The sequence below is a fragment of the Candidatus Nitrospira neuquenensis genome (genome assembly GCF_979578155.1).
Genome location: NZ_CEFZDU010000033.1, coordinates 1 through 22129 on the forward strand (window position 1 = coordinate 1; position 22129 = coordinate 22129).

Here is a 22129-nt window from a genome sequence, read left to right on the forward strand (position 1 = left end):
ACAAATGACGCAACGATCTGTCTCTCGGTAAGATTTTAGATGACTCAATACGTCGGCTTGACGGCGCGGGGGACCGGGAGTATTCTTTCCGCATGATGAGTTGAGGAGGCGGATCGGCGGCTCACGTGCCCGATACGGGGAGGTGCTCCTATGGAGAAGCAAGACAGGAGACCCGAGTCCAAGCGGGATACCCAGGCCAAGGAGGACGTCAAACCCAACCCGAAGGTCGTCGAGGCCGGGAAGAAACTCAAGGAAGACATCGACAAACTGGTTGACGAGATCGACGACGTGCTCGAGAAAAATGCCGAAGAATTCGTCAAGAACTACGTGCAGAAGGGCGGGGAATAAGCCCATGGTCCGACCCTCGTCGGTGCCGTCCTTCGGTCCTTCAGCGGAACCGCCCGGCGTCCCGCTCCCTCCTCGACGCGGGTGATCTGACCCACCTCGACGCTCGGAAGCCGTTTACACCAGACAACGCCTGGACACAGCCGGGGACCTCTCTTTCTCGGGAGAGGGGTCCCCGCCGCACCCCAGGAACAGCTCCCGCGCGACGGCGACCGTTGCGGCGGCGGGGGCGGCTTGCTACGATGAACGGGTCGAGCCATGAGGCCACCTCCGTGACCGACTCGGCTATCTCCGGAGGCTCCGGCGGCGATCTCATCGTCGAGGGGGCGCGCCAACACAACCTGAAGAATCTTTCCCTTCGGATCCCTCACAATGCCGTGACCGTCGTGACGGGGCTGTCCGGCTCGGGCAAGTCCTCCCTGGCGTTCGATACCCTCTTCGCCGAGGGGCAGTGGCGCTACGTCGAGTCCCTCTCCACCTATGCCAGGATGTTTCTCGACCGGGTCGATCGGCCGGATGTCGATCGGCTGGTGAACATCCGTCCGGCCATCGCCATCGAGCAGAAGAACCCCGTCCGCACCGCCCGCTCCACGGTGGCCACCGCGACGGAGGTCGCCGACCTGCTCAGGTTGCTCTTCGCGAAAGTCGGCCGTCCTCGCTGCCCCGATTGCGGCGAGGAGGGGGTCAACCACGCCCCTTCGGCGGTGGTCGACGACCTGCTCGCCCGATGGCCAGGCGACCGCGCCCGCCTTCTCTTCCCGGTTCGGGCCTCGGAATGGGGCGATGGCGTCACCATGGCGCGCGCGTTGCGGGCGAAGGGGTTCACCCGTCTGATGCGCGGAGAGGAGGCCCTCGATCTTGGACCGGATCGGCCCCTCCCCGGCGGGGCGGATGCCGACCTGTATGTCCTCCTGGACCGGGTCCAACTCAGGTCCGAGGAGCGTCCCCGGCTCGCGGAGGGGGTCGAAACCGCCTTTCGCGAGGGGAACGGTTTGTGTCGAGTGGACGTGATCGGCCGGGAGCGGCTGGTCTACAGCCGGGAGCCGAGGTGCCCGCGTTGTGGGCGCGGCTTCGAGCCGGTGCGCCCGCTGCTCTTCTCGTTCAACCACCCCGTGGGCGCCTGTCCCGCCTGCAAAGGATACGGCAACATTCTGCGATATGACGAGGGCCTGGTCATCCCGGACCCTAGCCGGTCGTTGGCCGGAGGAGCCGTCGAGCCCTGGACCAAGCCGGGCACCGACTGGTGGCAGCGCCAGATGCTGCTCGCGATGAAGCGGCGGGGGGTGGATGTCACTGTGCCCTATTTTAAGCTCTCCGCCGCGGATCGGGCATTGCTCTGGAAGGGTGGTGGCAAGTTCGAGGGGATTCAGCCGTTCTTCGACTACCTGGAGCAGAAGCGCTACAAGCTGCACGTCCGCGTGTTTTTGAGCCGGTACCGCAGCCCCTTCCCCTGCACCGCGTGCGGTGGAGCCAGGCTGAGGCCAGAGGCCCTCCTCGTCCGAGTGGCCGGTCTGACCATCCACGAGGTTCAGGAGCTGACCATCAAGGAGTTCGCGCAGTGGATCAGCCGCCTGGACCTTTCGTCCTTCGAAGCCGGCGTGGCCGCCGATCTCCTGCATCGCCTGGCCGCGAAGGCCGGCTTTCTGCTGCGCGTGGGCCTCGGCTACCTCTCGTTGTCACGGCAGACACGGACGCTCTCCGGCGGCGAAGCCCAGCGGATCGCCCTGGCCAACCAGATGGGCGCTCCGCTGGTCGGGACGCTCTACGTGCTGGATGAGCCGACGATCGGGCTCCATGCGCGGGACACCGCAGCCCTGGCGGCGATTCTACGGGAGCTGGCCGCGGCGGGTAATACGGTGGTCGTGGTCGAGCATGATCGGCAGGTGATGGCCTCGGCCGACTGGCTCGTCGAGCTGGGGCCGGGGGCCGGCGACCGGGGCGGCGAGCTCCTCTATGCCGGTCCACGCGAGCCGTGGGCGGCCGGCGGGTCCTCGCTCACGGCCCGCTACCTGAGGGGTGAAGCCGGCATCCCTCTCCCGTCCGCCAGACGGCGGGCCGACGGCCGGGCCCTCGTCATCGTCGGCGCCCGCGAGCACAACCTGAAGAACCTGACGGTCACGATCCCCCTGGGACTGCTGGTTTGCGTGACTGGGGTGGCGGGGTCCGGCAAAAGCACGCTGGTCCGCGACACGATCTACCGGGCCGTGGCGCGCGCCTTCCGCGGCGAGTCCCTCCCCGTGGGCCGATTCACGGCCATCAAGGGGCTCGATCACCTGTCCGGCGTGCGCCTGATCGACCAGGAGCCCATCGGACGCACCCCGCGCTCGAACCCGGTGACCTACCTCAAGGTCTTCGATGAGGTCCGGGCGCTCTTCGCCGCTCAGCCCGAGGCGCGCCGCCGGGGGCTCGCACCGGCGCATTTTTCGTTCAACCAGCGGGGTGGCCGGTGCGAGCGCTGCCAGGGCAACGGGTTCGAAAAGCTGGAGATGTATTTCTTCGAAGATCTCTATGTCACGTGCGAGGACTGCGGAGGGCGGCGGTTTTCCCCCGACGTCCTCGCCGTGCGCTACCGGGGTCTGACGATCCATGACGTTCTGGGGATGACCGTCAGCCGCGCCCTGTCCTTTTTCCCGGTGCAGGGAAGGCTGGTCGAACGATTGCACCTGCTGGCGTCCATCGGGTTGGGCTATCTCCGGCTGGGGCAGCCGGCCACGACCCTGTCCGGCGGGGAGGCGCAGCGGCTCAAGATCGCGGCGGAGTTGACCGGCGCTGGGGCTGGGACAGCCGGAGCCAAGCGCGCTCGTGGAGCCGGGTGTCTCTATATCCTGGATGAGCCGACCACGGGGCTGCACGTCGAGGACATCGGGAAGCTCCTCGCCGTCCTGAACCGCCTGGTGGAGGCGGGGCATACCGTCCTGGTCGTCGAGCACAACCTGGAAGTGGTCAAGACCGCCGATTGGATCATCGACCTTGGTCCGGAAGGGGGGGAGGAGGGAGGCTGGATTGTGGCGGAGGGCCGTCCCGAGGAGGTGGCGGCCGTCCCGACGTCCCACACGGGCCTCGCCCTTCGTCCGTTGTTGGAGCAGGGGCGAGCGATCGTCCGACAGGCCGAGCCCGGTTAATTCAAGCTCGGCTCGGCCGGCATGTCGGCGTAGACCTCGAAGGGGCCTCCCAGCGACCGGAGGAGGTCGGGCCAGACCCGTTCTGGCGGTGTCTCGAACACGAAAACGGGGTCGGCGGGAACTGTAATCCAGGACCCGGTCTTCATCTCGTCCTCAAGCTGGCCGGGCCCCCAGCCCGAATAGCCGACATAGGCGCGAAACGCGTGTGCCGCGCCGGCCGCGGCCAACACCCGCTCGAGCATCCCCAGGTCCCCGCCCAAGTAGACGCCGTCGAACACATGGTGGGACTCGGTCGCTTCCTGCGTGAGGCGGTAGAGGATCAGGATCTGGTTCGGTTGAACGGGGCCCCCGGAGAACAGGCGGTGCGACTGGCCTTCCAGGACCGGGACCTGCGGGAGGGCCTCGGCCAGCATCATGCCCGTCGGCCGGTTGACCACGACGCCCAGCGCCCCCTCCGCGCTGTGCTCGCACAGCAGCACGACGGTCTGGCGGAAGTTCGGGTCGCGCAGTCCCGGAGCGGCGATGAGGAAGATGCCCTTGCCGAGCCGACACGGTTGAATCATGAGTCTATCCTACCACAGCGCGGTCGCGGGTGGTCCCGACGGAGCGGCCGGGGAGGTCAGAGCCGGTAGAGAGACGGTCGCCGGTCCCGGAAGAGGTCATTGTGCTCGTTGAGGGACTTGTCGCGCGCTTCCCGCGGGTCAATGTCCTGGATGGCCAAGGCCTCGCGGTCGGCCGGGGCGCGGTGGAGAATCCGGCCGCGGGGCGACACGACCTCGCTCTGGCCGATGAATGCGAGGGGCGGCTTGCCGCCCCGCCCCTCAAAGCCGATGCGGTTGGCCGTGACGCCGAAGACCCGATTTTCAAGACAGCGCGTGACCATCGCCTCCGGACAGTGGGGAAGGACCAGGTTGGCCGGGTGGCAGATGATGTCGGCGCCTTGCAGGGCCAGCGTCCTGGCCGCTTCGGGATAGAACCAGTCGAAGCAGATCATGACGCCGATCCTGGCCTCGCCGACGTCCCAGACCCTGAACCCCGTGTCCCCCGGGGAGAAGCAGAGCGTTTCCTCGTCGAAGAGGTGGGTCTTCCGATAGGTGCCGACGTGGCCGGATGGCCCGATCACCACGGCCGAGTTGTAGCAGCGGTCGCCCTCGCGCTCGGGGAGGCCGGCCACCAGGTGCAGATGCCTGGCCCGCGCGAGCTCGATCAGGCGTCGCGTGGTCGGCCCGTCCGGAACCGGCTCCGCGAGGTCCAGCGCCTCGCGCGCGGACACGAATTGATAGCCCGTGGCGAAGAGTTCGGGGAGCACCAGGAGATCGCAGTCGGCCCGGGATACGGCGGCCTCCACGCGATCGAGGTTTCGCGTGACCTCTCCGAACTCGGGAGCGAACTGGTAGAAGCCGACCCGCATGGCGTCCCGCCTGAAAATGAAAACGGGCAGGGAACGCCTCGTCCCTGCCCGTTCCCCTTTCGTCGGTTCGAGTGACTTACTTCACTTCGCCCAAGTGCTTGACGGCGTCCTCGGCCGCTTTGGTCGCCACGTCGGCGTGGCCGGCCTTGCCGTGCTCGACGGCGTCCTTCAAGGACTTGACCGCCCCGTCCAGGTGGGGGTTCTTCATGTCCTTCTGGGCGCCCTGGGCATGCATCAAGGCCCCCTCGGCATGGGTCACCAGCTCCTTCGCGTGGCCGGCCTTGCCGTGCTCGACCGCTTCCTTCGCGTGGGTGAGAGCCTCGCCGACATGCGGATTGGCCGCGGCCAGCGCCATGCCCTGGGAGAGGGGGAGGCTGAGGAATCCGGCCATGAGTCCGACGACGAAGGCTCCGATGAGGATCTGTCTGGTCATGTGGTCTCCCTCCTGTCTGATTGCGGGTGAAGGCCCGGGCCGGGCCCGACGACGTCCGCAGGTGCGGGAATTCCTGAGCCGGACGTTATCACGTGGATTTCTCTAGAGTCAAGACGGCCTGGGTTGCTCCTTGCTGGTCACCTTGTACAGAAGGTGCGGGTCGGTCTCCACCGGCGCGGCGAAGTCGCGGCTCCACTCCCACCAGGACCCCGGGTAGTTGCGCACCTTGGGGAACCCGGCCAGCTTGAGGACGCAATAGAGCCAGGCCGAGCGCACGCCGCCGGTGCAGTAGCAGATCACTTCCTGTCGCTCGTCGAGGCCGCGCTCGCGCAGGTGCTCACGGACCGCCTCGATATCCTTGACGGTGGCGTCGGGGTTGAGGAAGCCGTTCCACGGAATACTGATCGCGGAGGGGATGTGCCCCGGCCTGGGGATGCCGAGGATCTCCTTGCCTGCGTACTCTTCGAGGCTTCTTGCATCCACGATGGCCACGTCCGGGTGCGGTCCCCGAACCACCTTCTTGAGCTCCTCCTTTAGGACGATCAGGTCCGGCCGAGGAGAGGCCTTGAAATCGCCCGGCGCGGGGCTGACGGGACCGTATTCGTACTTGCGCTGCTCGGCCACCCACTTGACCCAGCCGCCGTCCAGGATCCTCAGCTTGGGATGGCCCAGGTATTCGAGCATCCAGTACATCCGGCCTTCATCGCCCCAGTTGTCGAAGGGGTTGGAATAGATCACGACCTCGCTGTCCTGGTTGATCCCCAGGGCGCGCAGGCGCCGCTCGATCCGTCCGAGGTCCGGGTCCAGCAGGCCCTTGGCCGCCGCGTCGGGATCGCTGAACTCGTGCCAGGTCGCATGAACCGCGCCGGGGATGTGACCGCCGTAAGCATAGGCGGCCTTCCCGCGGACGTCGACGACGACCAGGTCGGCTCGGCCGAGGCTGCGGTCCAGCGAATCGGTGTCGATGAGCATCGGATGCATGGACATTCCCTTCTGCCTGATCGGGCTGCGCGGTCCTCATCCCCGTGGGCCGGCGGGGCCGGCCGCGCAGCCGGTTGGTGAGTGAGCGGATGCCGCCAGCGCCGCCGCCAGCCGCTCGGAGAGCGGGAAGTCCCGCTCGTAGATGGTGAAGGCGTAAGGATCATCACCCGTGAGGCCGTACCGGGCGACGAGCATCTCGTGCTGACCGTCGGTGAGGATATGGTACTTGACACGGGCGGTCAGGGTAAAGCCCGCCATGCGCTCGGGCAGCCGGTAGGCGAAGGTGTAGGTTCGGCTGGCGAGCGGCAGGAGCCGGTTGTCGTACACCTCGAGGACGACTGGCTGCCAGAGGATCCACCGGCCCATCGTGTCTTCCTGCCTGGTGACCACCTGCCCCTGCGGATCCTTCACCAGGAACTCGATCGTGAAGTGGCGGTCCGGGTCGCCGGTCGGAATCTTGTGGCCGGCTCCGGCGTTGATCAGGGTCAGCGTGAAGCGGACTGGCTCGCCCGGGACCGGCGTCGGGGGATCGGACTCCACCTGCACTGCCACGGCCCGCCGGATCATGTCGGGATCGTGGCCGCCGCGCCAGAGGTGCCGGCGGCCCTGCCGGAGCGGGCCGCCCTCCGCGGCCGGACGCTCCACCTCCGGCATATGGCAGCTCTGGCAGATCAACCCGCGCTCCTGCATGAAAAACTTGCCCTCGTACTCGGCGTAGGTCCCGCAGGGCCCGACGTTGTAGAACTGGGCCGGCCCCGAGACGACGTTGTGGCAGCGGTAGCACACCTGGGTCGTCCGGAAGGACGGGTCGAACCTCGTGGGATGGGGGGCGACCGAATCGTCGAAGGGGCCGAGCACCACCCCGTCGCGGACGTGGCAGGCCGCGCAGGTGATCGCCTCGTGTTGGTAGGCCGCGTCGTAGCGGGGATTCGGCTCCTGCACGGCCTTCTCGACCCGGCCGCGGGGGATGTCCTTGATCAGGGTCGGTTGCTGGTTTTCGAGCGGCGTGTGACAGTTGAGGCAGACCCAGATCTGCCGATCCTTCTTCCAGTAGGCCTGGAAGAAGGGGTCGTCGTAGGCGTGGGCGTGGATGCTGCTCTTCCACTCCTCGTAGATCGCCCGGTGGCAGGCGCCGCAGGATTCGGCCCTCAGGCTGTCCAGGCCCTTCGGAACCTCCTGGTAGGGGATGGCCCTCGCGTAGTCGGACCGCAGCCCGAAGATGACGACCGGCTTCACCTCGGTGTAGTAGAGGTACACCAGTCCCGCGAGGACGGCGGCGCTCAGGAGGATGGTGACGGCTCGTCGCATGGGCGGCGCGGCCGATCAGGCCGCCAGGAGCGCGAGCAGGTGCTGCTCGACCGAGGCGGACAGGGCGGCCAGGCTGTAGCCTCCCTCGAGGCAGGAGAGGATACGGCCCCCGCAATGGCGGCGGGCGATCCCCGCGACGAGGCTCGTCAGGTCGGCGTAGCCCCGTTCCGTGAGCCGCATGCCGGCGAGGGGATCGTCCCGGTGGGCGTCGAAGCCGGCCGAGATCAGGATAAACCCCGGCTTGAAGGCGTCGGCGGCCGGCACGAGGACCCGTTCGAACACCTCCCGGTAGGTGTCGTCGTCCTCCCCGGCGGAGAGGGGCACGTTGACGACCAACCCCTCGGCCGGGCCGCGCCCCCGTTCGGTCGCGCGGCCGCTGCCCGGGTAGTGAGGATGTTGATGGACGCTGAAGAACAGCACCGAGCCGTCTTCTTCAAAGGTGTGCTGCGTGCCGTTCCCGTGGTGGACGTCCCAGTCCACGATCAGGACCCGCTCGACGCCGTGACGGCGCTGCAGGTAGCGGGCGGCGATCGCGACGTTGTTGAACAGGCAGAACCCCATCGCCCGATCCCGCTCCGCATGGTGGCCGGGCGGCCGGACCGCGCAGAAGGCCTGGTCCACCCGACCGGCCATGATCGTGTCGGCCGCGGCCAGGGCCCCCCCGGCTGCGAGGTAGGCCGCCGGCACGGAGCCGGGGGAGAGGGCCGTGTCGGGATCGAGCGCGGCGTACCCCGAGGCGGGGGATCGAGCCTTCAAGGTCCGAACGTAGGAGGGGGCATGGACCAGCGTCACCCACTCGTCTTCGGCGACGCGCGGCTCGATCGGGACCAGCCGGTCGAGCAGGCCTCGTTGCTGGAGGTGGCCGACAATGGCCTCGAGGCGTTTGGGGGATTCGGGGTGGCTGGCCCCCATCTCGTGCTTGAGATAGGCAGGATGGTAGACGAACCCCGTCCGCGCCATGGACGATTCCTTCGCCGGAACAGGCGGCCGTCCGCTTCCCGGCCGCGCCGTGCGGCATCCTAACATGGGGAAGCGCGCGTGGACAATGACGAAGGCGTCGTAGTACAGTGCGCGCCGGTACATCGGACACGGCGAGGAGGACACTGTGGCGCATCCCAGAATCGAACCGCTCAAGAAGCTCCTGGCGGTGGACCCCAACGACGAGGTCGCCTGGTTCGGCCTGGGAAAGGCCTACATGGACGACGGCAACTACGCCGAGGCCGCCGCCGCGCTCAGACGGTGCGTCGAGGTCAAGCCGACCTATTCGGCGGCCTTTCTCGCTCTCGCCCAGTCGCTCAAGGAGCTGGGGCAACTCGAGAGCTGCCGCGCGGTCTGCGCCCAAGGCATCGCGGTCTCCGCAAAGAACGGCGACATGATGGTGACCAGGAGCCTCGAAGCGCTGGCGCAGGCCCTGCGCTGACCAACCGGCCCGGGCTACAAGAGCCCCGTCAGGGTGTCGGACTGTCCGCGGCTCAGGGGGTACCGGGCGGCGGGGTTGGTGATCAGGAGGCGGGCTCGGGGGTGGCCGACCTGCCCGGCCGCGCGCTCGACCATCCGGACGTTCGCCAGTCGCAGGGCGGATCGCGCGGGTGAGGGGGCGACGTGCCACAGGGACAGCAGAACGGCGCTGATCTGGCGCAGCAGGGGCAGGAGCACCGTCACCGACCCCGCGAGCTGCCGCAGGTCCACCTCCGCGACGCCCTCGTCCCGGTAGGGCAGACTGATGGCGAGCACCACGGGCGCGCAGTAGTCCGACAGTTGCCCGGCCTTCCCGGCGATCCGCCCGACGATCCGATCGACGAGGAGCCGGCCGTTCGAACCTTCGTCCTGCTCCTCGTGGAGCGGCCTGTGGCCGCGGGCGGCCTGCCGCCTCCCGCTTGATCCCACCATGACCGTCACTTCCACGTAAAAGCGGTCACCCGCCAGTCTGCATTCGAGGTCGGCGGTCCTGGCCCGGGACTCCGGCAGGAACTGCACCCCGCATCCGGCCCGGAGGAGCCGGGCCGCCAGGTCCAACTCGGCGGCCGCGGATTCCAGCACGCCGGTGCGGCGGTGGCAGAGCCGCTCCCGGAGCCTGCCAGGCGAAGCCTGCTGGCCCGATCGGCGCAGGCCTGGTGCAGGGCGGCCCACTGTCCCTCGACGTCGGGGTGGATGGAGGGCTCGGTCACGGGAAGGGCCGGTCCTCCCTGCCTGGCCCGGGAGAAGCCGGGCGGAGGGCCGGATCGAGGGATGCCCCCGGGGTGGAATCGGTGCCGTGAACGGGGCCGTCGCCAGGCCATCGAGGCTCTAGCTCCCCGGCTCGCCGAGCAATTCCGGGTGCTCGCCGGCGATCTCCTCGTAGAGCTGATCCAGCCACCGTCCGGTATGGCCCAGGACCTCCCGGACCATCGGCTCCGGATGGCCGGATCGTTTGATCGTCCACTGACAGACGTATTCGAGCAGGTGCTCTCGAGGGATGGCGGCGGTGGTCGTGCCGGCGAGGGCCCCGAGCTCGTTCAGCCCGGTGCGGACGATGCCTTCCACGGCGGGCCGCCCGTAGGAGGTCACCGCCGTGACGTACTGGACCGCTCGATTGATCTCGGCTTCCGTCATCGGATGCTCACCCTGGGCGAGGGGGATTCTAACATCCCGCCCAGGGCTGTCAATTCCGCGCAACGCGCTCCCATACCCTCCCCGGATTTGTGCAGCCCGGTGCTCAAAAAACTCACAAGCCATTGAAAGTAAACGAATAAAAAGCCATTTTCGGTAGCAACGGCCGGGGTGGTATGATTTCGGGGTTCCGGCCGGACCGAGGAGAGCCCCTTCGATGAAACGCACACTGATGAAGCGGATGAGCATGAAGCCGTCCTCACGGGCGGCCGTGGCCGGCGGCAAGCCGGACCGATGGGACCTGAGCCACCTGTTCCGGGACCCGGTGGGGGAGTTCGACACCCTCGTCAAGGACTTGGACGGGCTGGTCGGGGAGGTTGAGGCCTGGCGTCCTCGCTTGCGCCCCGATCTCCCGGAAGAGGATTTCCTGACCCTCCTCAGGCAGGACGAGGAGGTGGCCATCCACTCGGCGAAATTGGGGGCCTATGCCTACCTGTGGTTTTCCGAGGACACGGGGAATGCAGAGGCCCGGGCCTTCAAGACGAAGGTCGAGGAGCGGCTCGCTGCCCTGCAGAACCGCACCCTCTTCCTTGACCTTTGGTGGCAGAAGCTCGACGACGCGAATGCCGCCCGCCTCCTCGCCGCCTCGGGCGATTACCGGTATCACCTGGAATCCATCCGCCGCTTCAAGGACCACACCCTCTCTGAGGCGGAGGAGAAGATCATCAACCTTAAGAACACGACGGGCCGGAGCGCCATCAACACCCTCTATGACGTGTTGACCAACGGCCTGACGTTCACGCTCACGGTCGACGGCCGACGGAAATCGTTGACGAGGGAGCAACTGGCCGCGTACCTGCGCAGCCCCCGGGCGGCCTTGCGGGAGCGGGCCTATCGCGAGCTGTACCGGGTCTTCGCCTCTCACCGGGACGTGATCGGGGAGGCTTACACCGCCCTGATCAACGATTGGAAGGGTGAGAACCTGGAACTCCGCAAGCACGCGAGCCCCATCGCCGTGCGCAACCTCGGCAACGATGTGCCGGACCGCGCGGTGGACGCGCTGTTGGCCGTCTGCGTCAAGAACGTCCCGCTGTTCCAGGAATACTTCCGCCTGAAGGGCCGGATCTGCGGCATCAAGCCCATGACCCGGTACCACATCTATGCGCCCCACCGGGCCGACCGCAAACGCTTCCGCTACCCGGATGCGGTACGCATGGTGTTGGAGGCCTACCGGAGCTTCTCGCCCAGGTTCGCCGACCTGGCCGAGCGCGTCCTTGCGGAGCGCCACCTCGACGCCAGGACCCTGCCCGGCAAGCTCAGCGGCGCCTACTGTTACAGTATCGTGCCGGGGGTGACGCCCTACGTGCTGCTGAATTTCACGGGTGAGGCGCGCGACGTGGCGACGCTGGCGCATGAGCTGGGCCATGCGGTGCATGCGATGATGGCCGCCGACCACTCCGTGTTCACCTTCCACGCCACGCTGCCGCTCGCGGAAACCGCCTCCGTCTTCGGAGAGCGGATCCTCTCCGATGCCTTGATGGCGCAGGAGCGCAACCGCGCCGTGCGGCAGGGGCTTCTGCTGGCTCAGCTCGACGACATGTACGCCACGATCATGCGTCAGGCCTATTTCGTCCTGTTCGAGAAGCGGGCCCACGAGATGGTCGCCGGCGGCGCGACCGTCCAGGACCTGGCTGCGACCTACCTCGCCGGCCTGCGTGAGCAGTTCGGGAAGGCGGTCCCGGTGCCGGACCTGTTCCGCTGGGAGTGGCTGACGATCCCCCACTTCTTCGGCAGCCCCTTCTACTGTTACGCCTACAGCTTCGGCAATCTCCTCGTCCTGGCCCTCTACCAGCGCTACACGCGCGAGGGTGCGGCCTTTGTCCCCAAGTACCACGAGCTCCTGGCGGCGGGGGGATCGCGGAGCCCCGGGGCGCTCCTGGGCGAGATGGGCATCGATATCTGTGCGGAGGCCTTTTGGCAATCTGGCTTCGACACCATCGCGGCGATGGTCCAAGAGCTTGAACGGACTGTGGGATAAACTGAGCGTCGAGCCCGAAGACCCGCGGCGGAGCCCTTCGGCCCACCCCCAATCCAACCCTTCGAAAAGACGGAAGAAATAAGGTCTTGACTCCGACCGGGGCGGGCGCTACAATTGTTTTATGATGAGAACGGTTATCATTATCGTTCTCTTGCGGTCCTGGTGAGGAGGCCGATTCTCATGTATGTCTGTCTCTGCAAGGGCTTGACGGAGTCGGAGGTCAGACGGGTGGGCGAGGCGGGGCTGGTGGACTCGTCCTCCCTGGTTGAACGATTCGGCCTCGACGACGACGAATGTTGCGGGCGGTGCGCGCGCAACATCCATGAGCTGGTCGCCCTGGCCTCGGGACAGGTGTCCTGCGGCGTCGGGCGGGCCAACTGCCGCTACTGACCGCCCGGGCGCCAAGGCGCCCGTCCCTCTTCGGGTTTCCGGCCGTCCCGACCGCTACTGCCCGCCGCCCCGTTTGACCATCCAGGTCACTTCCGCGACACGCGTCCCGAGCGCCCTGGCGGCGGCGAGTTCCTTTTCGTCAATGCCGGGACTGTCGCCTTCCGTGGTGGCCGAGGCACCGAAGGCCCCTCCGCCGCCGACCACGATCATCTGGTTGCCCAGCATCGCGGCCAGGATCGTGAGCAGGGCGACCTCCTTCCCGCTCGACACCTGGCCCCCGGTGGCGAAGGCCGCGCCGACCTTATTCCGCAGCTTGAACTCGGGATAGACACCGAACTTGAGCTGCCAGTCGTCGATGAAGGTCTTGACGGGGCCGGCCATGTTGGACCAGTAGACCGGCGTACCGAGCACGATCGCGTCGGCGGAGAGCAGGTCGTCCGACGTCACCTCCCCGACGCGTTTCAGCACGACGACCGTGTTCGATGCGTGCCGGACGCCCTCCGCCACGCCCCGAGCCAGTTGCTCCGTGTTGCCCGTGGCGGAATGGTAGGCGATGAGGACCTTGATCGGCGGCCTGTCCGCCGCGTGGGATGGGGAGGCGGCCAGCACTGCCCAGGCGAGGATCATCAAGACGGCCGATCTTCGGTTCATCGTAGGCCTCCTGCGCTGGTGAACGGCGTGCGGTTTCGGCGGCTGACGCGGAGCGGGGGGCGGGCGCACCAACGCCCCTGGGGCTGCGTGGCGCGCGGATCACGGGGCAGAAGGGGCGGGGGCGGTCAGTGACGGAAGGTTTCCTCGTCCATCTGCTCCTCGACCGATACATCGGTGAGGGTTCCGCGGTAGTCGCACTTGTGACAGCGGATCCGCCACTCCTCGACCCACTTTTCCTGGACGTAGGTCTGCTTGCATTTCGGGCAGACGAAGACGCCCTTCTTGTAGTGCACCAGTCGTTTTTCCTTCATCGTGCCCCTCGTCGTGACGCCGGCCCGCCGCCGGCGGCCTCAGGATGACACAGGACTCGGCGGGAAAGCAACGGGGCGGCGCCCCTCACGGGTTGTCCTCCTCGTCCGGCGCCTCGGCGGCCGGCGGCGCGCCCTTCTTCATCTCTTCCTCGACGAGCAGCCGACGCAGCACCTTGCCGACGAGCGTCTTGGGCAACTCGTGGCGGAACTCGATCTGCTTGGGAACCTTGAAGCGCGCCAGGTCCCTCCGACAATAGTCCAGCAGCTCGGCGGGGGTGGCGCGGTTGCCCTCGTGGAGGACGACGTAGGCCTTGATCATCTCCCCCCGCAGCCCTCGGGGGATGCCGACGACGACCGCGTCCTTCACCTTCGGGTGACGCAGCAGGACCTCCTCGACCTCCCGCGGGTAGACGTTCTCGCCGCCGGACTTGATCATGTCCTTCTTCCGGTCCTCGATGTAGAAGTAGCCGGCGGCGTCGCGGCGGGCCATGTCCCCCGTGAAGAGCCAGCCGTCCCGCAGGACCAGGCGCGTTTCGTCCTCCCGCTTCCAGTAGCCCTGCATCACCTGGGGGCCGCGGATCGCCAGCTCCCCGACCTGACCGTCGGGCAGCTCGCGCGTCCCGGCCTCCGCGTCCATGATCTTCGCCTCCGTGTCCGGCAGGGGCAGCCCGATGCTGCGACGAGGACGTTCGTGGCCCGGCGCTTCGATCGGGTTCACGTGCGTCACCGGGGCGGCCTCGGTCAGCCCGTAGCCCTCCACGAGCCGCGCGCCGGTCAGCGACTGGAAACGGTCCTGCACCGACGGGTGGAGGGGCCCCGCTCCGCTGATACACAGACGGACGGATCGCAGGTCATACCGTTCGATGGACTGGTGGTTGTTGATCGCCGCGTACATGGCGGGGATGCCGGGAAACACGGTGACTCGCTCGCGGCTGATCGTCTCGAGCACCTCGGACACCTGGAAACGGGGGAGGAGGGTCAGGCAGGCGCCGATGCTGACCGCCAGGTTCTGGCACGCGCTGAGGCCGTAGACGTGAAAGAAGGGTAGCACGGCCAGGAAGCGCTCCTCCCCCTCGCGCAGCGTCGGCATCCAGCTCCGGCATTGCCAGGTGTTGCAGACGAGGTTGCGGTGCGAGAGGACCACGCCCTTGGGGAGGCCGGTCGTGCCGCCGGTGTACTGCAGGAGCGCGAGGTCCTCCGGCGCGGGGCGGCCGGCGGGCGGCCGCCCCGCGCCGCGCAGGAGGTCGCGCAGCCGGGGCACCTCCGCCGGGATGGCGATCTGCGGACCGCCCGCCTTGAGCGGGTACAGGAGCCGCTTCGCCCACGGAAGAAAATCGGCCACCCCCGTCACGACGACCCGCTGGAGACAGCTCCGGCCCAGGAGGGGGGCGATGCGCGGGTAGAACTGGTCCAGCGCCAGCAGCAGCTCGCAGCCGGCGTCGCGCACCTGGTGGGCGATCTCCTGCTCGACGTAGAGGGGGTTGATCATCGTCACGACGGCGCCGGCCCGGAGGCTGCCGTAGCAGGCGAGCACGGTCTGCGGGAGGTTCGGGAGCATGATCCCGACCGTGCGTCCGCGTCCGCCGCCCAGCGCCGCGACGGCTCCCGCCCAGCGCGTGGCCAGGTCGTCGAGCTCGCGATAGGTGAGCGTGCGGCCGTAGAAGCGGATCGCCGGGCGGTCGGGGAAGCGCGCGGCCGCTTGCCCGAGGAGGTCCGAGACGGTCCAGTCGGGGTAGGTGAGCGTGGCGGGAACGCCGGGATCGTAGCGGGCGGTCCAACAGGGGTTCATGGGAGGCCACCTCGGCGGCGCGTACCCTAATCGCCCGGCGGCGGATTGTCAATCGCCGCCTTGACAGTGCGGAGCGGCCTGACTAGGATGCGCGCATGTCCCGCGCGAGAAGGCGAGCGGTCCGGTGGATCGCAGCGGCCTGGTTCCCGGCCGCGGGCCTCCTGTTCGCCCCGGTCGTCCCGGGGGACGCGACGGCGGGGAGCGGTGTCGCGCCGGCCCCCGCGTCCGAGGTGGCGATCCTCACCCCCCAGGGCGTGACGATCCGCGCCGAGCTCGCCGACACGACCGAGAAGCGCGCCAGGGGCCTGATGTTCCGGGAGTCGCTCGCCAAGGACCGCGGGATGCTGTTCACCTTTCCGGAGGCCCAGCCCTGGAGCTTCTGGATGAAGAACACCCGGATCAGCTTGGACATCATCTGGCTGGACGGGAACAAGAAGATCATCCACGTCGAGCGCCACGTCCCGGTCTGCACGAGAACCGACGACGGGTGTCCCAACTACCAGCCCAACGACCCCGCCCTCTACGTGCTCGAGGTCGCGGCCGGCGTCGCGGACGAGCTGAACTTGAAGCGGGGTGTCAAGCTGAAGTTCACCGTCCCACCGTCCTGAGGTCGGCTACCGCTCCTGCCAGGCCCGGACGCGTCGGGCGGTGATGACTCCCTCCACCCGCTCGATGCTCTTCAGCACCCGCTCCAGGTGCGCCGTGTCGGTGACCTCGATGACGAAGTCGAGGACCGCCTTCCGGTCCTCGCGGGTCGTGATCTCCGCCCGGCTGATGTTGGCCTCGCATTCCGAGATGCAGGAGGAGACGCTGGCCAGGACGCCGGGCTTGTCCACCGTCAGCACGGACAGCTTCACCGCGTGGGTGCTCGGCATCGAGGTGTCCCACTCGACCTCGACCAGCCGCTCCCGGTCGTAGTCCAGCGCCTCCAGGTTGGGGCAGCCCACGGAATGGATCGTCAGGCCCCGGCCCCTGGTGATGTAGCCCATGATGCGGTCGCCGGGCACGGGGTTGCAGCAGCGGGAGAGCTGCATCAGCAGGTCGCGCCCGCCCTTGACCTTGACGCCGCGCTCCTCGGGCTTGGGGCCGGCCGGGCGCGTCGGCGGCTCCTCCGTCGGCGCGGGGCGGCCGGTCTCGGGCGAGGCCGGCAGGAGGCGGTGGAGCACCTGCGAGAGCGAGAGACGGCCGTAGCCGACGGCGGCGGCCAGCTCGTCGGTGGACTCGAACCCGAGGTCCCGGGCGGCCTGCAGCAGGCGGTCCGACTTCAGGAGCTGCGCCGGCGCGAGGTCGTGGCGGCGGAATTCCCGTTCCAGCAGCCGGCGGCCGATCTCCACGCTCCGCTTCTGCTCCTCGACCCGCAGCCAGTGCTTGATCTTGGTCTTCGCGCGCGGCGTCCGGACGAACTTGAGCCAGTCCTTGTGCGGGACCTGCGTGGGCGACGTGAGGATCTCGACCGTGTCCCCGCTGGACAACTGGTGCTTGAGCGGGACGATCTTGCCGTTGACCTTGGCTCCGACGCAGTGGTCCCCGATCTCCGTGTGGATGGCGTAGGCGAAGTCCACCGGCGTGGAGCCGAGCGGCATCTCCTTGACCATGCCCTTGGGGGTGAAGACGTAGACGACGTCGTGGAACAGGTCCAGCTTGACCGTGTCCATGAACTGGCGGTTGTCCGTGAGGTCCTGGTGCCACTCGACGAACTGCCGGAGCCAGGAGAAGACCTTGCCGTCGCGGTCGTCGATCTGTCCACGCTCCTTGTACTTCCAGTGGGCGGCGATGCCATACTCCGCGATCCGGTGCATCTCCTCGGTGCGGATCTGGAACTCGACGTGCTCGCCCTTCGGTCCCACGACGGTCGTGTGCAACGACTGGTAGAGGTTCGACTTGGGGATCGCGATGTAATCCTTGAAGCGGCCGGGGACGGGGCGCCAGAGCGAGTGGATCAGCCCGAGGATCGCGTAACAGTTCATCTTGGTGTCGGTGATCACGCGGATCGCCGTCAGGTCGTACACCTCCTCGAAGGAGATGGACTGGCGCTCCATCTTCTGCCAGATGCCGTAGAGGTGTTTGGGCCGGCCCTGGACCTCGCCGGGCAGGGCCGCCTCCGCGAGGGTCTTGCGCACGACCTGGGTGACCTCCCGGATGTATGCCTGCCGCTCCTCGTCGCGCTTGGCCACGCGGAGCTTGAGCGTCGCGTAGACGTCCGGCTTCAGGGCCTTCAGGCACAGGTCCTCCAGCTCGTTTTTCATCCACCCGATGCCGAGCCGGTTCGCGAGCGGCGCGTAGATCTCGATCGTTTCCTGGGCGATCTGCCGCCGCTTGGCCTCGTGCAGGTGCTCGAGGGTCCGCATGTTGTGGAGGCGGTCGGCCAGCTTGATGAGGACGACCCGGATGTCGTCCGCCATCGAGAGCACCATCTTGCGGAAGTTCTCCGCCTGCTTCTCCTCGTAGCTGCGGAAGCGGATCTTGCCGATCTTCGTCACGCCGTCGACGAGCCGGAGCACCTCCTTGCCGAACTCCTGCTCCAGCGTCTCCGGCGTGGCCAGGGTGTCCTCCAAGGTGTCGTGGAGCAACGCCGCCACGATGGCGTAGACGTCGGTTCGCAACGCGGTCAGGATGCCGGCGACGGCCAGCGGGTGCTGGAGGTAAGGCTCGCCCGACCGGCGCGTCTGGCCCGCGTGCGCTTTGGCCGAGAAGTCGTAGGCCTTGCGCACGAGCTCCGTGTCCGCGGCCGGGTTGTAGCCGCGGATCTTGTCGAGGAGCTGCCCGATCTCGCTGATCGTCTCGTAGGGCATCGCGCTCACCCCTCGCGGCCGGCGCGGAGGTCCCGGATGCGGAGTTGGATGCGGTCCAGCCCGTTCCAGCGGTTCAGCTCCGGCACGAAGGCCAGGTCCACGGCCCGGCCGGGGGCGAGGCCTCGGTCGGCCAGGGGGCCCATCCGGAAGCCGATGCCGTCGAAGGGCGCCGACCCGCCGTGGCGCACGGTCAGCTTGAGGTGACCGTCCCCCACGACGCGCTGGGCGAGGATCTCCAGGTTGCAAGCCGCGAGGGTCGGCTCGGGGTTGCCCGCGCCGAAGGGATGGAGCCGGTCCAGCTCGCGCACGAGCCGGTGGTCCACCTCGGAGAGGGACACCAGCGCGTCCACGTGGAGCGCGGGGGGCCGCCGGGTCGGGCCGGCCCACTCGGCCGCGATGGCGGTGAACCGCTCGCGGAACGCGGGCAGGCGCGATTCGCGGAGGGTCAGCCCCGCCGCGCTCGGGTGACCGCCGAAGCCCTCCAGGAGGTCGCGGCATTGCCGCAGGGCCTCGCAGAGGTCGAAGCCCGGGATGCTCCGCGCCGAGCCCTTCGCCAGGCCCCCCTCGCCGATCGCCATGACCGCGGCGGGTCGGTGAAACCGGTCCGCCAGCCTGGCGGCGACGATGCCGACGACGCCCAGGTGCCAGTGGCCGGCGCCCAGGACGATCGCCGCCGGTGCGTCCTCGCCCGCGAGCGCCGCGACCGCCTCGCCCGTCATCTGCTCTTCGATCCGCTGCCGCTCGCGGTTGAGCCGCTCGAGCTGCTCAGCCAGGTCCCGTGCCTCCTCCTCATCCGCCGTCGTCAGCAGCCGGACTCCGAGCTCGGCGTGCGCCAGGCGACCGGAAGCGTTCAGGCGGGGGGCCAGCCTGAAGGCGACCGTCCCGGCCGTGCAGGGGCGGTCGATCCCGGCCGCTGCCTTCAGCGCCCGGATGCCAGGCCGCGCGCCGCGCGTGAGCCGCTCCAGCCCCGCCTGCACGAAGGGGCGGTTCTCGTCCTGGAGCGGGACGACGTCCGCGACCGTGGCCAGGGCCACCAGGTCGAGCGTCTCGTCGAGCGCGAGGTCGCCCCCGTGCGTCGTGGCGTAGGCGCTCATCACCTTGTAGGCGAGGGCTGCCGAGCAGAGGCCGCGGAAGGGGTAGGTCGAGTCGGCGCGGTGCGGGTTCAGCACCGCGAGGGCGGGCGGCAGCGTCAGGTCCGGCTGGTGGTGGTCCGTGACGATGACGTCCACGCCGAGGGAATTGGCGAGCGCCACCTCGCGGTGGGAGGTCGTTCCGCAGTCCGAGGTGACGAGCAGCCGGACTCCCTCGCGGCGCAGCCGCTCGATGGCCGGGCCGTTGAGGCCGTAGCCCTCGAGCTGGCGGTGGGGGATGTAGACCCGGACGTCGGCGCCCAGGCGGCGGAGGACGGTCAGGTAAAGGCTGGAGGCGGAGATACCGTCCACGTCGTAGTCGCCGTAGACGGCCAGGGGCTCGCCGAGCCGGACCGCCCGGTGCAGGCGGTCCACGGCGCGCTCCATGTCGGGCAGGGCGAAGGGATCGTGGCGCCCCCCATCCTCGGCGGCCAGCCAGGAGCGGGCCTGGCCTTCGGTCGTGATGCCGCGCGCGAGCAGCACCGACGCCGTGATCGGGGAGATCGAGAGGGCCCGTGCGAGCGCCTGCCGCCGCTCCCGGTCGGCCTCATAGACCACCCACTGCTTCGGGCCCATCTCCTCCCTCCAGCCGGCAGACCCATGGGGCGCTCGCAACCCGCTGAGAATTCAGAAAAATACTAGTCCGTCGCGCCCCCGTTGTCAAATGCCCTGTGGCGGCCTCCTGCGGGAAGCAGGCGGGTCGCGCCGGTGCATGGGGCGGTCGCCCTCAGTGATCATGCTTCATTCACCGCAGGGCCAGCTTGACCAGCGCGATCAGGGCCATGTACAGGGCGAGCGCGCCGGCGATCGTCGGCCAGAAGCCGAGCCGGTCGATGCCGAAGATCAGGAAGCCGACGTAGGCGATCCAGGGCGGCACGAACCAGAGCAGGTGCCTTGCGTAGGCGAGCGCGGTCGTGTTCCCGCCGTTCAGGTAGATCAGGATGATGGTCACCCCGGTGATCGCGGGAAAGGTGCTGACGAAGGCCGCGAGGAAGCCGCGTCCCTGTGCGCCGACGTAGGTGGAGAGGCTGACGATCGTCCCGCCGAGGAGGAAGTACAGGACCAGCTTGAGCGTCTCGTTCATGAACCGGTCTCCCGTGGCACGGCCGTTTCCCGGAAGGCGTCCATGGCCTCCCGGACGAGGGTTTCGCCCCGGCCGGTGTAGCGGGGCGAGAAATGGAAGACGACGAGCTGGCGGACGCCGGCCTTGGCCGCCATCGTCCCGGCCTGCCGGGCCGTCAGGTGGTAGCGCTCCCGCGCCTTGTCCGCGTCCCGGTGGAGGTAGGGCGCCTCGCAGTAGAAGAGGTCCGCCCCCCGCGCCAGCTCGACGATCTTCGCCTCGTTCTCCTCGTCGTAGCGGGCGTCCACGACGTAGGCGAGCTTCTGCCCGCGCGTGATCGTGAGGAAGCGGTCGCGCACGTCGCCCAAGACGAACTCCTGCTCCACGCGGCGGTGCTCGAAGTACAGGGTCGCGGTGAACCGGAAGTCGTCGGGCCGACCCTCCCAGAGGTACTGCTTGACATCCCGCAGCCACGAGCCGACCGGAAGGCCGGCCGCGTGCAGCCGCTCCTTGTTGACGTTGACGTGGAATCGCTCCTCCAGCCGCCAGGCCAGCGAGGGAATCCGATGGTTCAAGGCCACCGCGCTCACCGTGAACTGGCGGTCCTCGATCACCGGCGAGGGCGCGGGCGGCGGGGCCTCGGGACGCGGCCTCGCCGGGCGCTCGAGGGGCTGGAAGCCTGTCGCTGCGTCGAAGGCCGCGCCCCGCGTCTCGCCGGGGTGCAGCTCCGTGACCTCGATCCGCAGGGGGTAGCCGTCCACGAGGTTCCAGGTGTAGCCGCGCAGCTTGCCCGCCACGTTGGCGATGAGCCCCGGCGGGCCGAACAGTCGGAGCGTCTTGCCCCGCCCCAACGCGACCCGGAGCAGCCGGTCGAAGCCGATGAAGTGGTCCATGTGGGTGTGGGACACGAAGACCGCGCCGACCCGGAGCAGACGTGTCGGCGAGAGCGTCTCGTTCGCGCCGAGGTCGAACAGGAGGGCCCGTCGCGCCCACCGAACCTCCACGTAGAGCCCCGGGTCGCCGAAGGGCTCGTTGACGAGATAGCCGGAGAAAGAGGGGGTCACCCGAGCACCGCCTTCAGCACGCTGTACATGATGACTACCTCGACCGTGTGGGCGACGATCGGCGCATAGAGGTTCGCGAGCCGGACCCAGAGGATGCCCCAGACGAGGCCGTCCCAGACCGCAATCCAGTGCAGGTGGCGGAACGTCGCCACCATGAACGGGTCGAACGAGAAGGTGAGGGCGGAGACGGCCACCGCGAGCGCCGCGCCCCACGGATGATAGCGTGAGCCCGGCGGCGGTTGCCACAGGGCCAGGAGCCGGCCGAGAAGGAACCCGCGGAAGTTCAGCTCCACCCCCACGGCGATGAGCGTGATCGTCCAGGGCAGCATGAGCAGGAGGGGCGCCTGCGCATGGGGCGTTTCGCGGAGGAACTGGATGTCGCCCCCCAGGGCGGGCACGAGCCGGAGGATCACCGCTGTGTTGAAGATGCCGAGGAGCAGCCCCGTCATGAGTCCCCACCGCAGCCCCTGCGGCCAGCGCGAGGGGGTGAGCCCGAGCCGCGCGACCCAGTCGCCGTGGCGCCCCGCCCAGAGGACGAGGCAGAGGTAGGCCAGGAGCTGGGGCAGGAACTGGATCGGCCGGCTCTGCCGCAGGGGTTCGGGAAGCGTGTAGAAGAGGAGGGTGGCGACGGGCGGCGCCCAGGCGAGCGCCGCCAGGCGTTCCGGGCCCTGCGCGGCGGGCGGGCCGGCGGGCGTCCGGCGGCCGGTCTCCACCG

The 22129-nt window shown here is 68.6% G+C and carries 22 protein-coding genes; 6 read left to right on the forward strand and 16 right to left on the reverse strand.

Going from position 1 to position 22129, the window contains the following annotated elements; all coding sequences use genetic code 11:
* Positions 1 to 150 precede the first annotated feature (150 nt).
* Positions 151 to 348, forward strand: coding sequence for a ubiquitin-like protein Pup (locus AC1U7O_RS10835; protein WP_479894791.1), 198 nt, complete (start codon positions 151 to 153; stop codon positions 346 to 348).
* Between the two features lie 269 nt (positions 349 to 617).
* Positions 618 to 3467, forward strand: coding sequence for an excinuclease ABC subunit UvrA (gene uvrA, locus AC1U7O_RS10840; RefSeq protein WP_479894792.1), 2850 nt, complete (start codon positions 618 to 620; stop codon positions 3465 to 3467).
* On the opposite strand, the gene AC1U7O_RS10845 is transcribed toward uvrA, so the two are convergent.
* The 6 genes from AC1U7O_RS10845 to AC1U7O_RS10870 form a co-directional block, all read right to left on the reverse strand.
* The gene (locus tag AC1U7O_RS10845) at positions 3464 to 4030 is read right to left on the reverse strand and encodes a YqgE/AlgH family protein (protein ID WP_479894793.1); all 567 of its coding nucleotides are present in this window, start codon (positions 4028 to 4030) and stop codon (positions 3464 to 3466) included. The genes uvrA and AC1U7O_RS10845 overlap by 4 nt on opposite strands.
* A 56-nt stretch (positions 4031 to 4086) precedes the next feature.
* The gene (locus tag AC1U7O_RS10850; RefSeq protein WP_479894794.1) at positions 4087 to 4878 is read right to left on the reverse strand and encodes a nitrilase-related carbon-nitrogen hydrolase; all 792 of its coding nucleotides are present in this window, start codon (positions 4876 to 4878) and stop codon (positions 4087 to 4089) included.
* Between the two features lie 76 nt (positions 4879 to 4954).
* Positions 4955 to 5311 (reverse strand): small metal-binding protein SmbP, encoded by a 357-nt coding sequence (gene smbP, locus AC1U7O_RS10855; protein ID WP_479894795.1) that lies wholly within the window; start codon positions 5309 to 5311, stop codon positions 4955 to 4957.
* A gap of 108 nt (positions 5312 to 5419) precedes the next feature.
* Positions 5420 to 6292: a sulfurtransferase gene (locus AC1U7O_RS10860; protein WP_479894796.1), complete on the reverse strand. Its 873-nt coding sequence runs from the start codon at positions 6290 to 6292 to the stop codon at positions 5420 to 5422.
* A gap of 36 nt (positions 6293 to 6328) precedes the next feature.
* A complete protein-coding gene (locus AC1U7O_RS10865) occupies positions 6329 to 7600 on the reverse strand; it encodes a hypothetical protein (protein WP_479894797.1) in 1272 nt (423 codons plus the stop codon).
* A 15-nt stretch (positions 7601 to 7615) separates the two neighbouring features.
* A complete protein-coding gene (locus AC1U7O_RS10870; protein WP_479894798.1) occupies positions 7616 to 8560 on the reverse strand; it encodes a histone deacetylase family protein in 945 nt (314 codons plus the stop codon).
* Between the two features lie 145 nt (positions 8561 to 8705).
* On the opposite strand from AC1U7O_RS10870, the gene AC1U7O_RS10875 reads away from it, so the two are divergent.
* Entirely contained in the window at positions 8706 to 9020 is a 315-nt protein-coding gene (locus tag AC1U7O_RS10875; RefSeq protein WP_479894799.1) for a tetratricopeptide repeat protein, read from the forward strand.
* A 14-nt stretch (positions 9021 to 9034) separates the two neighbouring features.
* On the opposite strand, the gene AC1U7O_RS10880 is transcribed toward AC1U7O_RS10875, so the two are convergent.
* Both AC1U7O_RS10880 and AC1U7O_RS10885 read right to left on the reverse strand, forming a co-directional pair.
* Entirely contained in the window at positions 9035 to 9730 is a 696-nt protein-coding gene (locus AC1U7O_RS10880) for a hypothetical protein (protein WP_479894800.1), read from the reverse strand.
* A gap of 156 nt (positions 9731 to 9886) precedes the next feature.
* Positions 9887 to 10192 carry a hypothetical protein gene (locus AC1U7O_RS10885; protein WP_479894801.1) on the reverse strand — a complete coding sequence of 102 codons (306 nt, stop codon included), beginning with the start codon at positions 10190 to 10192 and terminating at the stop codon, positions 9887 to 9889.
* A 214-nt stretch (positions 10193 to 10406) separates the two neighbouring features.
* On the opposite strand from AC1U7O_RS10885, the gene AC1U7O_RS10890 reads away from it, so the two are divergent.
* On the forward strand, positions 10407 to 12227 hold the full coding sequence (locus AC1U7O_RS10890; RefSeq protein ID WP_479894802.1) for a M3 family oligoendopeptidase: 1821 nt from the start codon (positions 10407 to 10409) through the stop codon (positions 12225 to 12227).
* Positions 12228 to 12407: 180 nt separating this feature from the next.
* A complete protein-coding gene (locus AC1U7O_RS10895; protein WP_479894803.1) occupies positions 12408 to 12617 on the forward strand; it encodes a (2Fe-2S)-binding protein in 210 nt (69 codons plus the stop codon).
* Positions 12618 to 12671: 54 nt separating this feature from the next.
* On the opposite strand, the gene AC1U7O_RS10900 is transcribed toward AC1U7O_RS10895, so the two are convergent.
* The 3 genes from AC1U7O_RS10900 to AC1U7O_RS10910 all read right to left on the reverse strand — a co-directional run bounded on the left by AC1U7O_RS10900 (position 12672) and on the right by AC1U7O_RS10910 (position 15368).
* Positions 12672 to 13268: a flavodoxin family protein gene (locus tag AC1U7O_RS10900; protein ID WP_479894804.1), complete on the reverse strand. Its 597-nt coding sequence runs from the start codon at positions 13266 to 13268 to the stop codon at positions 12672 to 12674.
* 125 nt (positions 13269 to 13393) lie between these two features.
* On the reverse strand, positions 13394 to 13579 hold the full coding sequence (locus AC1U7O_RS10905) for a hypothetical protein (RefSeq protein WP_479894805.1): 186 nt from the start codon (positions 13577 to 13579) through the stop codon (positions 13394 to 13396).
* Positions 13580 to 13664: 85 nt separating this feature from the next.
* The gene (locus tag AC1U7O_RS10910; protein ID WP_479894806.1) at positions 13665 to 15368 is read right to left on the reverse strand and encodes a long-chain-fatty-acid--CoA ligase; all 1704 of its coding nucleotides are present in this window, start codon (positions 15366 to 15368) and stop codon (positions 13665 to 13667) included.
* A 95-nt stretch (positions 15369 to 15463) separates the two neighbouring features.
* On the opposite strand from AC1U7O_RS10910, the gene AC1U7O_RS10915 reads away from it, so the two are divergent.
* The gene (locus AC1U7O_RS10915) at positions 15464 to 15976 is read left to right on the forward strand and encodes a DUF192 domain-containing protein (RefSeq protein WP_479894807.1); all 513 of its coding nucleotides are present in this window, start codon (positions 15464 to 15466) and stop codon (positions 15974 to 15976) included.
* A gap of 6 nt (positions 15977 to 15982) precedes the next feature.
* On the opposite strand, the gene AC1U7O_RS10920 is transcribed toward AC1U7O_RS10915, so the two are convergent.
* The 5 genes from AC1U7O_RS10920 to AC1U7O_RS10940 all read right to left on the reverse strand — a co-directional run bounded on the left by AC1U7O_RS10920 (position 15983) and on the right by AC1U7O_RS10940 (position 22127).
* Entirely contained in the window at positions 15983 to 18160 is a 2178-nt protein-coding gene (locus tag AC1U7O_RS10920) for a RelA/SpoT family protein (RefSeq protein ID WP_479895034.1), read from the reverse strand.
* 5 nt (positions 18161 to 18165) lie between these two features.
* Positions 18166 to 19866 (reverse strand): single-stranded-DNA-specific exonuclease RecJ, encoded by a 1701-nt coding sequence (gene recJ, locus AC1U7O_RS10925; protein WP_479894808.1) that lies wholly within the window; start codon positions 19864 to 19866, stop codon positions 18166 to 18168.
* A 169-nt stretch (positions 19867 to 20035) separates the two neighbouring features.
* A complete protein-coding gene (locus tag AC1U7O_RS10930) occupies positions 20036 to 20374 on the reverse strand; it encodes a DUF3147 domain-containing protein (RefSeq protein ID WP_479894809.1) in 339 nt (112 codons plus the stop codon).
* A complete protein-coding gene (locus AC1U7O_RS10935) occupies positions 20371 to 21414 on the reverse strand; it encodes a ribonuclease Z (RefSeq protein WP_479894810.1) in 1044 nt (347 codons plus the stop codon). The genes AC1U7O_RS10930 and AC1U7O_RS10935 overlap by 4 nt, the downstream gene beginning before the upstream one ends.
* Positions 21411 to 22127: a CPBP family glutamic-type intramembrane protease gene (locus AC1U7O_RS10940; protein ID WP_479894811.1), complete on the reverse strand. Its 717-nt coding sequence runs from the start codon at positions 22125 to 22127 to the stop codon at positions 21411 to 21413. Before AC1U7O_RS10940 ends, AC1U7O_RS10935 begins: the two co-directional genes overlap by 4 nt.
* Between the last annotated feature and the right edge of the window lie 2 nt (positions 22128 to 22129).